The organism is Intestinibacillus massiliensis, from assembly GCF_900155735.1.
In the GTDB taxonomy this organism is placed as follows: domain Bacteria; phylum Bacillota; class Clostridia; order Oscillospirales; family Butyricicoccaceae; genus Intestinibacillus; species Intestinibacillus massiliensis.
The window spans coordinates 10,749-24,731 of sequence record NZ_LT707048.1; the positions used below are offsets into that span (position 1 = coordinate 10,749).

9 protein-coding genes are annotated in these 13,983 nt (G+C 64.2%); 4 read left to right on the forward strand and 5 right to left on the reverse strand.

Annotated elements, in window-relative coordinates; genetic code table 11:
* Window positions 1–1,641 (reverse strand): sensor histidine kinase (locus CZ203_RS14395; protein ID WP_159456301.1); only part of this gene is annotated, 1,641 nt, incomplete at its 3' end.
* 449 nt (window positions 1,642–2,090) lie between these two features.
* Between CZ203_RS14395 and CZ203_RS01280 the strand changes: the two genes are divergently transcribed.
* Window positions 2,091–3,557, forward strand: a complete 1,467-nt coding sequence (locus CZ203_RS01280) for a GntR family transcriptional regulator (protein ID WP_407927690.1) — start codon at window positions 2,091–2,093, stop codon at window positions 3,555–3,557.
* Window positions 3,558–3,626: 69 nt separating this feature from the next.
* Here the strand turns inward: CZ203_RS01280 and CZ203_RS01285 are convergent, their stop codons facing one another.
* Entirely contained in the window at window positions 3,627–4,937 is a 1,311-nt protein-coding gene (locus tag CZ203_RS01285; RefSeq protein WP_087064282.1) for a diguanylate cyclase, read from the reverse strand.
* On the reverse strand, window positions 4,927–6,510 hold the full coding sequence (locus CZ203_RS01290) for a GGDEF domain-containing protein (RefSeq protein WP_087064283.1): 1,584 nt from the start codon (window positions 6,508–6,510) through the stop codon (window positions 4,927–4,929). Before CZ203_RS01290 ends, CZ203_RS01285 begins: the two co-directional genes overlap by 11 nt.
* A 314-nt stretch (window positions 6,511–6,824) precedes the next feature.
* Here CZ203_RS01290 and CZ203_RS01295 point away from each other — a divergent pair, with 314 nt between their 5' ends.
* The 3 genes from CZ203_RS01295 to CZ203_RS01305 all read left to right on the forward strand — a co-directional run bounded on the left by CZ203_RS01295 (window position 6,825) and on the right by CZ203_RS01305 (window position 11,758).
* The gene (locus CZ203_RS01295) at window positions 6,825–8,375 is read left to right on the forward strand and encodes a sensor domain-containing diguanylate cyclase (protein WP_087064284.1); all 1,551 of its coding nucleotides are present in this window, start codon (window positions 6,825–6,827) and stop codon (window positions 8,373–8,375) included.
* An 8-nt stretch (window positions 8,376–8,383) separates the two neighbouring features.
* Complete coding sequence (locus CZ203_RS01300; RefSeq protein ID WP_087064285.1) at window positions 8,384–11,107, forward strand: bifunctional diguanylate cyclase/phosphodiesterase; 2,724 nt, start codon at window positions 8,384–8,386, stop codon at window positions 11,105–11,107.
* Window positions 11,108–11,203: 96 nt separating this feature from the next.
* Entirely contained in the window at window positions 11,204–11,758 is a 555-nt protein-coding gene (locus tag CZ203_RS01305) for a prolyl-tRNA synthetase associated domain-containing protein (protein WP_087064286.1), read from the forward strand.
* Window positions 11,759–11,839: 81 nt separating this feature from the next.
* Here CZ203_RS01305 and CZ203_RS01310 read toward each other — a convergent pair whose 3' ends face one another.
* Complete coding sequence (locus tag CZ203_RS01310; protein WP_456236175.1) at window positions 11,840–13,432, reverse strand: thiamine pyrophosphate-dependent enzyme; 1,593 nt, start codon at window positions 13,430–13,432, stop codon at window positions 11,840–11,842.
* 362 nt (window positions 13,433–13,794) lie between these two features.
* Window positions 13,795–13,983, reverse strand: a 189-nt coding sequence (locus tag CZ203_RS14400) for an RNA polymerase factor sigma-54 (RefSeq protein ID WP_456236176.1), incomplete at its 5' end; no start/stop codon positions are given.

A 13,983-nucleotide genomic window follows, 5' to 3' on the forward strand; every position in this document is an offset into this window, starting at 1 on the left:
CGTGCCCTGCCCCGGCTTGCTGTCGACCGCGATTGTTCCGCCCATCTTCTCCGCCAGGTTCTTGCTGATCGTGGTGCCGAGGCCTGTCCCGTTTTTGTAGATCGTCCGGTTTTCCTGCTCAAAGGGCTGCCAGATGCGCTGCAAAAATTCCTGGCTCATGCCGCAGCCGGTATCCCGGATGACGAAGGTGGTGTTTACATTGCCGCCCGCGGGCGCCTGCGTGGCGGTCAGGGTGACCGCGCCGCCCTCCGGCGTGAATTTGATGGCGTTGCCGAGGATGTTCATCAGGATTTGCTTGAGGCGGATTGCATCGCCCTTGACCCATTTTTGCTCCAGGCCCTGGTAATCCATCGTGAATACGATCCCCTTGCCGTCCGCCTGCGTCTCCAGCAGCTCGCCGACCTCGGAGAGCAGGCCGCCGAGGTCGAAGTCGCGGCAGGCCAGTTCCATCTGCCCGCTCTCGATCTTGGACATGTCCAGCACGTCGTTGATGATATCCTGCAAATACGTGGTTGTCACGAGCGTCTTTTGCAGGTACTCGGACAATTTCCCCCTATCGTCCAGGTGTTCCTGCATGAGATAGCACAGCCCGGAAATCCCGTTGAGCGGCGTGCGGATTTCGTGGCTCATATTCGCCAGGAACTTGGTCTTGGTCTGCTCCACGATGCGCAGCGTCTTCACCTCGTTCATTTTCCGGTAGATAAAAATCACCGTCGCCAGGCACACGATACCGATCAGAACGAAGAACACGAGCGACTGCATGAGCAGCCGGCGCACCTGGTCGGTGGTGACCTTGTCGGAGAGCTGGACGACCAGGCTCCAGCCGGAATGGTATTTGTCGTTCAGCGGCTCGATCAGCGTATAGAACCCCTTGCCGTCCACGGAAAAGCGGAAGAGCTGCCGCTCCCCCCGCTGGATGGCGGACTGCACCCCCTCCCGGCTCTCGCCCTCTTGCAGGTCGGCGTTTGCCAGGAAGCGCAGGTAGTTGTTGGAGCTGTCCGCCTCGTAGACTGTGCTGGACGTGACGATTTCGCCGCTCGACTGGATGATGACGGTCATGCCCATCTGGTCAAAGCTCTCCAGGCGCATCTGCGCCTCGATCGAGGCGATGGGCACCAGCCCGACGATGCCGACCACCCGCTCCCCGCCGCACTGGACGGGCTGGGGCAGCTTTGCCCCGCAGACCATGTATTCGCCCCAGTGCTCGCGGCTGCTCTCGCGGTAAATGGACGCAAAAGCGCCGTCCGCGGCCAGATAGCCGTCCTTCCAGGACATGTTGCCCAGGGCTTCTTTCAGCCCGGTATGGGCGTATACGTCCCCCTGTTCGGTCACCAGGTACAGCCGCTGGAACGTGCCGGAGGCCACGCTGAGCTTGAGGTCGGCAAAGGCCTCCTCCAGCGAGTAGCCCCTGGCGGCGCCCACGCGGTTTGTGACCGTCATGAGCGCGTCCCACTTGCTGTCCATCTGGTTGAGCATGTTCTGCCGGTCGTGCTCGGCGATCTGCTCCATGAAGGATACCGTTGTGGCGTGTATGACCTCCCGGACGCTCCTTTGGTAGAGCCAGTAGCCGGCGGACAGCAGGGAGACCACAACGGCGGACAGCAAAAAGAAGGGCAAGATTTTCCGCCTTGTCCCATGCATGGCAATGCGCCCCCTTTCCCCGCAGTTTCGAACCTCCCGGATTTTGTGCCGCCCCGCGCCCGCGGGGTATCCCATCGCCGCGGCAGCCCGGCCGGTGCGTTTATTCTTGGAACCTAACCAAAATAAGTATAGTACAACCGCCCCTTTTTTGCAACAGCGAATCCCGCCGGGGGGATTCGGCCGCGCGGCCGCCTCCCCCATCCGCGCCCCGTGCGTCGCGGTTTGCGCCGCCGCCGTTGCNTCCCGCCGGGGGGATTCGGCCGCGCGGCCGCCTCCCCCATCCGCGCCCCGTGCGTCGCGGTTTGCGCCGCCGCCGTTGCAAAATGGGCGGTTTTGCCTTATAATAATCAAAATAAGGGCATCCAACGTGGAATCCTGAACGGAAGGCCGCCCGCCCCCGGGGCGGGCTTCACCGGCACAGTGGCCAATGGCGAAAGGCGAAGATAGATTTGGGCTATGATATTATGATGTATGAGCGGGTTTTTCAAATCCTCAAGAACCGGATCGAATGCGGGCTGCTGCCGGCGGGCGCGAGCCTGCCCTCCCGCATCCATCTATGCGAGGAATTTGGCAGCTCGGAAAAGACGGTGCGGCGCGCCTTGCAGATGCTGAAGGAGCACGGCCTGATCGATACGCAGCAGCGCAAGCGCCCCGTTGTCAGCACGCAACGCGGCAGCGCCCATCGGACGGCCATGCTCGCGCTGGAGAAAATAGACGCCGCCGTCACGGACGACGTGCTGAAGACCGGCGTGCTCCTGTGCTACCCCGTTATCAAGCACGGGATTTCCCTGTGTGAGAAAGGGGATTTTCAAATCCCGCGCAAAATCCTGGGCAATATGCATGTGGAGGACGCGGACGGGTTCTGGCGGTTGTCCAAGCGGTTCTGGCGCTTCTTCGTCGCGCGGAACGGGAACGACCTGACCCTGCGCGCGGTGGACAGCCTGGGGCTCGGCGGCCTGCGCCCCCTCCGGGACGGCACGGAAAGCCGCGCCCGGTATGCCGCGCAGCTCGGCGCGTTCCTCCAGGCCATCGAACGCGGCGACGCGCCGGAGAGCGCCCCGTTTGACGATATGTCCGGGCTATACGGGTTTACCTATGGGAACCGCCCGGCCTTCGACGCGCCGTCCGATTCCGTGGTGGTGCTCGGGCGCGGGCAGCTGGAAAAGCTGTTATCGGGCGCGGAAGTCCGGTACGCGGCGGTGTATATGGACCTCCTGGGGCTGATCGCGGCCGGGCGGTACAAGCCGGGGGACAAGCTGCCCTCGCACAAGGAGCTGCAGGGGATATACGGCGTTTCCGTGGATACGACCATCAAGGCGGTGCAAATGCTGCAAGAGTGGGGCGTTGTAAAGACGGTGCGCGGCAACGGCATCTTCGTGGAAATGGGGCTGGAGCAGCTGAAAAAAATCCAAATCCCCGCCCACCTCGTCGCCACCCAGGTGCGCCGCTACCTGGACAGCCTGGAGCTGCTGGCCTTGACCATCGAGGGGACGGCCGGCTGCGCCGCGCCGCACGTCACCCCGGCTCAAACCCAGGCGGTGCAAGGCAAGATCGACCGCCTCTGGAATGAGGACTACCTCTACGGGCGCACCCCCGCCGTGCTCCTGGATTTTATCATCGAACATACGGGGATCGACGCGCTGAACGGCGTTTACGCGCTCCTGCAGCGGAATTTGCGGATCGGCCGCAGCATCCCCGCCCTGCTTAACACAACGAAGACGCCCGCGAACTGCGAAATCCATGCGCAGTGCGCGGACGCCGTCGCCCTGCTCGCCGCCGGGGACCATGCGGCCTTTGCCGAAAAAACCGCCGAGGCGTTCCAGGATATCCACCGCCTGGTGACCGAGGAGTGCAAGCGGCTGGGGTACTACGCGGCCGCCATGGCGGCCTACGACGGGGACGCGCTCTGGAAATAACCCCCGGAAGCATTGCCCGACAGCGTAAAAGAAGCTGCGCCGCCCAAAGATGGACGGCGCAGCTTTTTGCTATCCCGGCCTGCCGGTCGCGGCCTCGAACCGCTTGCCGGCCGCCTGCACGAGGGACAGCGCGTCCCTGCCGTCCTCCGGATAGGACACCGTGCAATACCGCGGCGTAATGAAAACCTTCCGCCCCTCCAGCCGCCTTTTCCAGTGCAGCTGCAGCACGAAATCCTCCGCCATGCGCGCGGGGTCCTGCCCTTCGCCCGTAAAAATTGCGAGCAGGAAGGTGTCGTCGTTTAGCCTGGTTGCGATGGTATCCTCCGGGAAGCAGTCCAGGATGCCCTGCCGGAAGCGCATCAGGAACGCGGCCAGCTCCTCGCGCCCCATAAATTTTGTAAACCGGCGGAAGCCCCCCAGTTGCACTTGCAGGACGCACAGCCGGGCGTCCTGCGCTTTTGCCAGGCGCTTGTCCACAAAGAAGAGGAAGCCTTCCATGGTGGCCAGCCCGCTGTCCGCGTTCGTATATTTTGCGACCTGCAGCCGTTTCTGCAAATAGGCCGTGCGCCACAGCAGCGCCGCCGCCAGGAGCAGCACAAGGCCAAGCGCGAGGGCACAGAGGCCGATGGCCGCACGCTCGCCGCGGGTGATCCAGCCGCCTTTGGGCAGGATGCTGATATTCCACGTGGCGGGCAGGCTGAACGCATGCTTCACCGCGTCCGAATAGTCGGCGGCGGGGTTCGAGGCCTGGATCACGGTCTTGGTCTGCCCGAGGAAATCCAGCCGCCAGAGCTCATAGTCGTACCCCCCGTCCTCCAGCTCCTCCAGCCCCAGCGAGGAGAGCACATAGCCGCTGTCCATCGCGACGACGGCCTCGCCGATATAGTCCGCGCCGCGGTAGAGGGGCTGCAGGAAAAGGAACACGTCCTCCCCCTCGCCGTCCAGGCTGGCCGGCCCCTCCACGACGGGTATTTTGGCAAATTTCGCCAGGGTGACGCTGTAGGCGAAATCCGCCATATCCTTCCCGGCCAGGCCGCCGAAACGCTCCTCCGGGTAAATAAACTCCAGCGTATCCTCCCGGAAATAGGCGGCATAGGCGATATGCGCGTTCTCTTCCACGAGCCGCCGCGCGCGTTTCCGGAAGGGCTCCAGGTTATCGCTGTCGTCGAGGTCGATGGTGTAGGACAGCTTTTCCGCCTCGTCGAGGTTCCCGAAGGTCTCGGCAAGCCCCTTGCGGAAGCCGGCCTCCACCGTTTGGGCGGCCGCCATGCGCTCCGCGAGGAGTGCGCTTTTTACGGCGCCGGACAGCGCCAGCATCGCCCCCGCCAGCGCCAGGACGAGGGCGGCGGCGGCCAAAGCCTGCCTTTTCTTAAATTTCATCCTGTTCACCGTACAAAAAGATGGAATAATTGGCCTTCCCATGGCATTTCACGTCATAAAGCGCCTTATCGGCGTTTGCGATCAGCATGCCCAGCGTAAGCCCCTCATGCCAAATGCTGGCGCCGATGCTGCAATGGGTGGCAATATCCCGCCCCTCGCAGCACACATCGAACGCCAGCCTGCCGACCAGCCCCTTTAAGACGGCCTCCAGCTCCTCGCGATCGTCGATATCCCGCAGGATCAGGATGAATTCGTCGCCGCCGTACCGCCCAGCCAGCCCGTCGTATTTCGCGCCGTACTCCCGGAGGATGGCGCCGATCTTTTTGAGCGCCATATCGCCGGCCAGGTGGCCGTGGCTGTCGTTCAGCGTTTTCAGGTCGTCCAGGTCGATAAAGCAGAGGGCGAGGAGCCGCCCGTCGCCGCCCTCCCGCTGCCCCTGCAGCATCGCCTCCGCGCGGTCCAGGAAAATGACGCGGGTGAACGCCCCCGTCAATTCATCGTTCAGCCCCTTGCTGGACAGCTGGAGGATATTTTCATAATCAAGCCGCCCGGAGGGCACGCTGCCCTGGTAGAGCTTCTTCTCGACCTCCTGCACGGAATTGACCATGGCCTCGATGCTCGCGGCCTGGAGCCTGGCGTGGCGGCTTACAAAATAATACACGCCCAGCAGCAGCAGGAACATCGCCAGCAGGACAAAGGCCGCGGAGGGCAGCATGGACAGGAACTCCGGCCAGAAGCCGACGGTCACCACCACGTCCCAGTTGGCGTTTTCCACGGGGCCGTACGCGGTATAGGACAGCCCCGCGCCGGCGGCGGCATGGAAGGCGCCGGCCTCCCGGTTGAGCATCTGCTCCTCGACCTGGTCGGCGGTCGTCCCGAAGAGCCTGTAGCCGCCCAGGATATCGAGGATGGAAGCGCCGTAGGCCGTGCCGTCCGTGGCGCACATTACCTGCCCCTTGGAGCCGACCAGCACCGCGTCCGCCGCCGCCGTGGCGGTCGCTTCCTGCAAGAGGGCGGCGGTGTCGTCCAGGACGATCGTGGCAAACAGGCTGCCGGTCATGGCGCCATCCTGCAGCAGCGGGACGATCACCGTATAGTTTAGCGTCTTGCCGTCCGCGCCCGCGACAAAGCTGTCCGTCACATAGGGCTGCTTGGAGGCGTACACCTTCTGCATGTGCTCCCGGCTCGCCAGGCTGGCGGGCTCTTCGCCCAGGGTATACACAACGATATCCTTGTCCACATAGCAGATGAACATATAGCCGTAATACCCGTTGATTTTGTCGAGCTTTTCGACCTTTTCCTCCCAGGGGACGCCGGGGTCATAAAAGGCCTGCATCGACGCCAGGGACTCCAGCAGCTTGCGCGTCTCGCCGACCTTGCCCGACACCTGGGCGGTCACGCCCTGCCGGACCGTCCGCGCGGTCCGTTCCATATTCCTATAGGTAAGGAACGCGTTTTGCATCACAACAACCAGCATCCCCAAAACCAAGCAGCCGATGAAAGCCCTGCGGACATTGGAAAAGGCCAATGCTTCCGCGCTTTTGGCCGCTTGCTTCCCCTCTTTGGTTTTCATAACTTTTCCACCTGCCTATCCCCCGTCCACTGCGCAAGCCATTCTTGGCTCTTAATCCATATTATTGTACCGCAAGCGGCCTGGCTTTGCAACGGCTTGTGAAAATAATCCAGGGCCCCCAGCCCCCAAAAAACCGCGCCTTTGGCCTGAAATGATTGCTTTACCGGCGCGGGGGTGGTATAGTATTGTTACATTATACTGTATAGGTTCCAAGTGTTTTGCCGGCCTTCCCCCTTGCCTACCCGAGGGGGCGGCCAAAGGGCGGCCGCAGGGAACGGCCGGGCACAGTTTGAAGGGGGCGCCAAGAGAGAGCTATGGGACGAGACAAGAAAAAGGCGGGCGGCAAATGGGAAATATCCTTTTCCGCGATCATCCGGTATAACGCCGTGTTCTGCGTGGTGGTTTTGCTGTGCGTCATGCTGGGCGGCACGGTACACGCCATCCAGCGGATGGCGTCAAGCGCAGGGGCGGCGCTGTCGGGCAGCCAGTCGCAGATCTCGCAGAAGGTCACCGGCGCGGTGAACCTGCTGGAATCGCTGGCCAGCCTGCCGGAATACTACGACCCCGACATCCCCCCGATCGAGAAGGTGAAAAAGCTGGACCGTCTCAGCCCCTACCTCGGCTACATGATGATCTGCTTTGTGGACGCGGACATCATGGTCTATTCCGACGGGGAGGAGCCCGCGAGCCTGGCCAGCCGCGAATATATGCAGCAGCTGTTTTCCACCGGGCAGGCGCAGGTGACGGACAGCTTCGCCGCCGGCGCGGACGGTACGACCCTCAACTACACCGTGGCGGTGCCGCTCATCGACGGGCAGGGCGGCATCACCGGCTGCCTGTTCTGCGCGATCTACTTCGACGAGGTCGTCGACATCCTGCAAACCTCCGCCGGCGCGCTCGACGCCGACGCGACGCTGGTCGGCTCCAGGGGGCAGGTCATGTCCTCCTCCGCCGGGCTGTCCTACGGCGACGCCGTCATGGACGCGCTGCGGGACGACACCCTGTTCGGCACCACGGCCGACCAGCTCGAGGAGGCGCTCCTTGCCGCGCAGCCCGGCGCTTATTGGAGCATCCGGGACGGCGGCCTGTGCTACACCGCCTACCAGCGCGTGGAGCACACGAACTGGGATATCCTGTGTACGGCGCGCTTTGGCACCCTTTTCGCCCATACGCTCCCCGCCCTGCTGGTTTCCGCCTGCCTGACGGCCCTCGCGGCGCTCGCCCTGCTGCTGGCGCTGCGGCGCTATATCGGCCGGCAGATGGCGGTCGTGGACACGCTGGTGCAGTCCATCGGGGATCTGGAAAAAAGGATTTACCTGGACGGCCGCCCGGACGACGTGGACTTCAACGAGGTGCTGCGCCTGACGAGCGACGGCCTTTCCGACAGCCTGACCGGCGTGGTCACCCGCGCCGTGTTCCTCAACCAGGCCGCCGCGCAGCTCGCCAAGGCGGACGCGGGGGCGGTCAAAGCCCTGTTTTTCGTGGACATGGACAACCTCAAATACATCAACGACACCTGCGGGCATGACGGCGGCGACATCGCCCTCAAGAGCATCGGGTACATCCTGCGGGAGTATGAAAAGAAGTACGACGGCGTGGTGGGGCGCTACGGCGGGGATGAGTTCCTGCTGCTGCTCACCGGCCTGGAGGACGAGGCCGAGCTGAACGCCGTGCTGGAGGGGCTTGTGCTCCGGCTCCAGGCCGATGTCGCGTCCGGCGGCCAGAGCATCCCGGTGCAGTGCAGCATCGGCGTATCCGTGTACCAGCCCGGGATGTCGCTGGAGCAAATGATTTCCGCCGCGGACGAGGCGCTTTATTATGTCAAGCAGAACGGGAAAGGATACTACCATATCCACCAGAATTGAGAGGCAACATGAAACGACACAGCAAAAAACGGATGCTTCTTGCGGCCGGCGCCCTGGCGCTGATCCTCGCCGCGGTGATCGGTTCGGGGGCGCTGCTGCACAACGAAATGGTGCGGATACGCCGGAACGCGGCGGAAAACATCCTATTTTACTACACGGAAAAGATCATGCTGCAACTAAACGGCACCATGAACGACGCGGACGCCCTGGCGCAGGCCGCCCTGGTTACGGGTGGGGGCGGGACGGATTGGTTTTCGCGCGCCGCCGCCCCCCTGCTCGCGCGGGAGGAGGTGCGCTACGTCTGGCTGTTTGACGGCGACACGCTGGCGAGCGCGCTGCCCGCGGAGGGCTACGGCGGGCTCGTAGGGCGCGACCTGCAGGGGTTTTCCTACGCCTTTACGCTGTCCAAGGTGGTCAAGGAACTCATTGTCGAGGGGCCCGTCACCCTGGACTGCGACCCGGCGCGGCAGGAGGTGTTCCTGTTCCTCCAGCCGATCGTCGAGGGGGGCGCGTACCGCGGGCAGGTCGCCGTGGCGCTCGACCGGGGCTATGTCCTCGGGCAGCTCGGCCTGACGGAGCTGTCCGCGCAGGGGTATGACTATGAGCTCTGGCGGGTCGAGCCGCAAAACGGCGCCAAAGAGGTCATCGTGACGACCGACCCTTCCGAGGACTTCTCCCAGGCGGAAAAGTCCACCTTCTACCTGCCCAGCCAGTGGAACCTCAGCATCCAGCCCGCGGACGGCTGGTTCAGCCCCGCCCAGAAGGCAGGGCTGGCCGTGGCCTGCACGCTATTTGCCTGCCTCCTGCTGGCGCTCGCCTGCCTGGCATACCGCCTCTTCCTCCGGGAGCGGGAAAAGGCGCTGCTGGATACCTACGACACGGCCACCGGCCTCTATAACCAAAAAGGCTTCACCGACGCGCTCGGCCGCTGGCTCTCCCGGGCGCGCGGCGACGTGGTGCTGTTCTATTTTTCGCTCGAGGGCTTCGACCAGGCCGCCCGCCTGATCGGCCCCAAACAGGAGGCGGCTTTTTTGCAGAGCGTCCCCGCGCGCTTCCGCGGGTATATCCGCAAGCCCTTTATCGCCGGCCGCCTGGGGGCGGGCAACTTCCTCGTTGCCGTGCAGGAAGCCATGGACAGGCGGCAGCGGGAGGATTTTGCAAAGGGGCTGTCGCTGGAACTGCTGCTCAAGGTACACATCCACGGGAAAAAGGGCTTCCTGATGGCGCGCTACCAGTGCGCCCTCTGCCCGTCCGGCAGCGGCCATGCCGATGACGCGGTCGCCGCCCTGCTGCACGCCTATTACGGCAAGGTCGCGGAGGAATCCCCCGCGCGGATGCTGACCGAGAAGTGCAACCAGCTCATCGCGGGCGACACCGCCGTGACCTTCGACGAATATACCGACGGGGAGATGACCGAGCTGTCCAAGGCGCTCAACCGCTACCGCAAGCGGGTGGAGCAGCTGGTCTACCGCGACCCGGTATTCAATGTGGGCAACCGGCCGAAATATTTCCGGGACGCCGATATGCTGATCTCCTACGACGCCAAGCGGCGCTTCAGCCTGTTCTGCGTCGATATCTGCGCGTTTAGCCAGTATAACGAGCTGTTCAGCACCGACGTGGGGGACGCTATCCTCCACGAGGTGCTGCACCGCCTGTCGCGGCCGCTCGGCGCATACCTGTACCGCATCAACGGCGACGTCTTCCTCGGGATTTCCCTGTCCGGCGAGCCTACGGAAACCCTGGCCGCGCGCCTGTACCAAATGCTCATCCGCCCGGTCACCGTCGGCAATGCCACCATCCCGCTCCAGGTGCGCGTGGCGGCCTGCCAGTACCCGTCCCACGGCGCCACCCCCGGCGCCCTGCTCGACCACCTCCAGTCGGCCATACGCTTTTCCAAGGAGTCCGGCCGGAACATCGTGCTCTACAATGAGACGCTCGACGCGCTGCTGCGCACGGAAGCGGACATCCTGCACCGCCTGCGCGACGCCATCGGGCAGCGCACCCTGGAGGTGTGGTACCAGCCGATGGTATGCCTGCGCACGGGGCGCTATGCCGCGGCGGAAGCCCTCGTCCGCCTGCCTGACGGGCAGGGCGGCTACTTTTCGGCGGGGCAGGCCATTTCCCTCGCGGAGCGCAACGGCCTGGTGGAGGCGCTCGGCGATTACGTGCTGCATACCGCGTGCACCTTTATGAAAACCCAAGGCGATGCCCTGGGGCTCGGGCGCATCGGCATCAACCTCTCCGTGCAGCAGCTCATGGTGGGCAACAGCGCGGGGCACCTGCTGGGACTGATCCGCGAAACCGGCGTCGACCCCCGCAGGGTCACCCTGGAAATCACCGAGAGCGTCCTGATCCAGGCGATCGACCACACGGCGGAGACGCTCAAGCTCCTGCGGCAAGCCGGCATCCGCATCGCGCTGGACGATTTCGGCGTGGGGTACAGCAGCCTGAACTACCTCTCCAACCTGCCGGTGGACATCATCAAGATCGACCGCTCGCTGACCAAGCAAATCCTGACGGACGAAAAGCAGCGCGCCCTGCTGCATTCCATTGTGGAAATGGCCGTCATCAATGATCTGACGGTGGTTGCCGAGGGCGTGGAGACCGAAGCGGAACAGGCGCTCATCGGTGCGGCGGGCGTGCACTATATCCAGGGGTATTATTACGCCCGGCCGATGCCCGGGGCAAAGCTGCGCCCGTTTTTGGCGGGCGAGGCGGACGGGGGCGCGTGAGGCGGCGGCTATTTGAAAATTTTATACCGCCCCCGGGCTTGACCGCGCGCCTTTGCGGGCGTACACTGGAAACAAAAACACAAGGAGCGTCCCCCCATGCCCGAATTCCACCTTGACCCCACCCTGTACCCCGGCCGCCCCGCGGACGCGGACGGCCGCCTGCCGGCGGAAACCGCGTCCTACGACCTGCTCGACCGCCTCGGCGTGCCGTACCGCCGCCTCGACCATGACGAAACGCCCTCGATCGAGGCCTGCGCGGAGGTCGAAGCCCTGCTGGGCACGGAAATCTGCAAGAACCTTTTCCTGTGCAACCGGCAAAAGACGGCCTTTTACCTGCTCATGATGCCCGGGCGCAAGCCGTTCCGCACCAAGGACCTGTCCGCGCAGATCGGTTCGGCGCGCCTGTCCTTCGCGGATGCGGACGCGATGCGGGAGCTGCTCGGCCTTACGCCCGGCTCGGTCAGCGTGCTCGGCCTGCTGCACGACACAGGCAGCCGCGTGCAACTCCTCATCGACCGCGACCTGCTCGGGGAGGAGGCCATCGGCTGCCACCCCTGCATCAACACCAGCAGCCTGCGCATCGCCACGCGCGACCTGCTCGATACCGTGCTGCCCGCGCTGCATCACACGCCGGTCTTCGTCACGCTGTAACAGGCGCACGCCAACGCAAAAAAGCAGCCGCCATCCAAACCGGATGGCGGCTGCTTGCTTGCCCTGATCGGGCGGCCAATCTTAAATTTGCGGCGCGGCGGTCTGCAGCAGGGAGACCGGCGGGACGGAGCGGTCGTCGGTCACCAGGTCGATGATGACCGTGCCCTCCGCGGCGAAGGCCTTGTCCAGCACCTCGTCGATCTTCGCCGGGTCGTCCAGGCGGAAGCCGGTCAGGCCGCAGGCCTCGGCCACCTTGACATAGTCGACCGGGTGGATGATGCAGGCGTTCGTGTGCGCGCCGAACTTGGCGTGCTCGGCATAGTACTGGTAGCCCAGCATCTCGTTGTTGAGCACGACGCAGACCACGTCGATGCCCTCGCGCTTACAGGTCTCCAGCTCGCTCCACACGTGCGCGAAGCCGCCGTCGCCGGAGATGCAGAACACCTTGCGGTGCGGGTTTGCAATCTTCAGCCCCATCGCCATCGGGAAGCCCCAGCCCAGGCCGGCCAGGCCGCGCGGCAGGTAAAATTCGCGCTGGTCCTTGCTCTGTAAATAGTTTGCGATCCAGATCGAGGAGAAGGACGCGTCCGCCACGAGGATGTGGTCGGGGTCGAGGTGCTTCTCCAGCTCCGCGACGAACTTCTCCGGCTTGACCGGCGCGCTGTTCGCGTTGGTCGTCACGTCCTGGATTTCCTTTAAATGCTCCTCGCGCCCCTTGGCAATCTGCGCCTCGAGCGCCGGGCGCGCCGCCGCGCGCTTTGCGCCGTCGAGCTTCGCCAGCTCNCCGTTCTGGTTCGTGCGGTTGCCGACGAGCAGCACCACGTCCGCCTCGGAAACCATGGGCTTTAAGAACTTCGCCATGCCGCGCTTGCCGGAAATATAGCCGGAAACGCCGATCGACAGCGGGTGCGTCTCGTCGACCGCGCCCTTGCCCATCATCGTGGTGGCAACCGGGAAGGAATACTTGTCCTGGATGGCGCGGATTTCCGCCTGCGCGCGGGAGGATATCACGCCGCCGCCCGCGTAGATGACCGGGCGCTCCGCCGCCATCAGCAGCTTCGCCGCCTCCGCGATGCGGGACGGGTCGGCGACCGTGCGGTCGAGCGGGCAATGGCCGAGCGATTCGGTGCGGTACAGGGTGTGCTCATACTGGGTGTCGTCGTTGAACAGGTCGACCGGGAACAGCAGCACCGCCGGGCCCGGGCGGCCGCCCGCCGCCTCCGCGAACGCCATGTCGATGTAATCCTCGATGCGGTCCTGCGCCTGCACGGTCTTGATCCACTTGGCGCAGCCGGAGAACAGCTTCTCGTGATCCATCTCCTGGAACGCGTTCTTCTCATAGTCGTTCAGGGCGATCTGCTGGACAATCGCGACGACCGGGTGGGACGCCTTCAGGCATTCGGCCAGGCCGGGCACGAGCAGCGTCGCCGCCGGGCCGTTCTGCGCCGTGACGACCGGCACCTTGCGGGTGGACATGCCGTAGGCCTGCGCCATATAGGAGCCCGCGTTCTCCTGGCGGTAGCCGATTTGGCGGATGCCCGCGTCGATGCACGCCAGCGTGATCTTGCTGGGGTTGCTCTGGCCGAAAATGTACTCCACGCCGTGGCGCTTCAGGCAGGCCGCGACGACCTCGGCATTCGTCATTTTCACCTTTTGTTCTCTCATGACTATCATCCTTCCAGATAAATTATTAACGATTTAGGCGATACGGGCCGCGCGGCGTGCCTTCGCCCCTGGTTAGGGGCGCCGCACGCTGCCGCGCCGCCGGCTTGTATCTGCTTGGTGAGCGCCCTTGTAAAGAGCAAATACGGTGCCAAACCGCGTTTTTTCCCGGAGGCGGCGATTTTTTGTTAAATTCCGAACAATCTGGCGAAGGATTTCTGTACACATAACACAAAGCCCGGCGGCGCGTCCCGCGGCGGCGCGGCGCAAAAAAAAAGTCCCGGGTTTATTCGGGCCTTTTAGGTTCCTATTATGTCCCAATAAAAGCGCCCCCGCCCGGCAAACGGGCGGGGGCGCTTTGGGGTGCGTTTTATTCAGCCAGGCCGGCGGCGGTCGTGCACGCCGCCGATGCCAAGCTCGGCGCGGTATTTCGCGACCGTGCGGCGGGAAATCTGCAATCCCAGGCCGGCGGCGAGCGCTTCGGCCATCTGCTGGTCGTTCAGCGGCGCGTCCGGCGGCTCCTCCGCGATGAGCTGCCGCAGGGCGCGCTTGGCCGCGTCCGC

What these genes read in the sequence shown, in the direction of transcription:
- CZ203_RS01300 (WP_087064285.1), top strand. Translation starts at nt 8,384, where the DNA reads ATGAAACGACACAGCAAAAAACGGATGCTTCTTGCGGCCGGCGCCCTG.
- CZ203_RS01285 (WP_087064282.1), bottom strand. Translation starts at nt 4,937, where the DNA reads ATGAAATTTAAGAAAAGGCAGGCTTTGGCCGCCGCCGCCCTCGTCCTG.
- CZ203_RS01305 (WP_087064286.1), top strand. Translation starts at nt 11,204, where the DNA reads ATGCCCGAATTCCACCTTGACCCCACCCTGTACCCCGGCCGCCCCGCG.
- CZ203_RS01290 (WP_087064283.1), bottom strand. Translation starts at nt 6,510, where the DNA reads ATGAAAACCAAAGAGGGGAAGCAAGCGGCCAAAAGCGCGGAAGCATTG.
- CZ203_RS01295 (WP_087064284.1), top strand. Translation starts at nt 6,825, where the DNA reads ATGGGACGAGACAAGAAAAAGGCGGGCGGCAAATGGGAAATATCCTTT.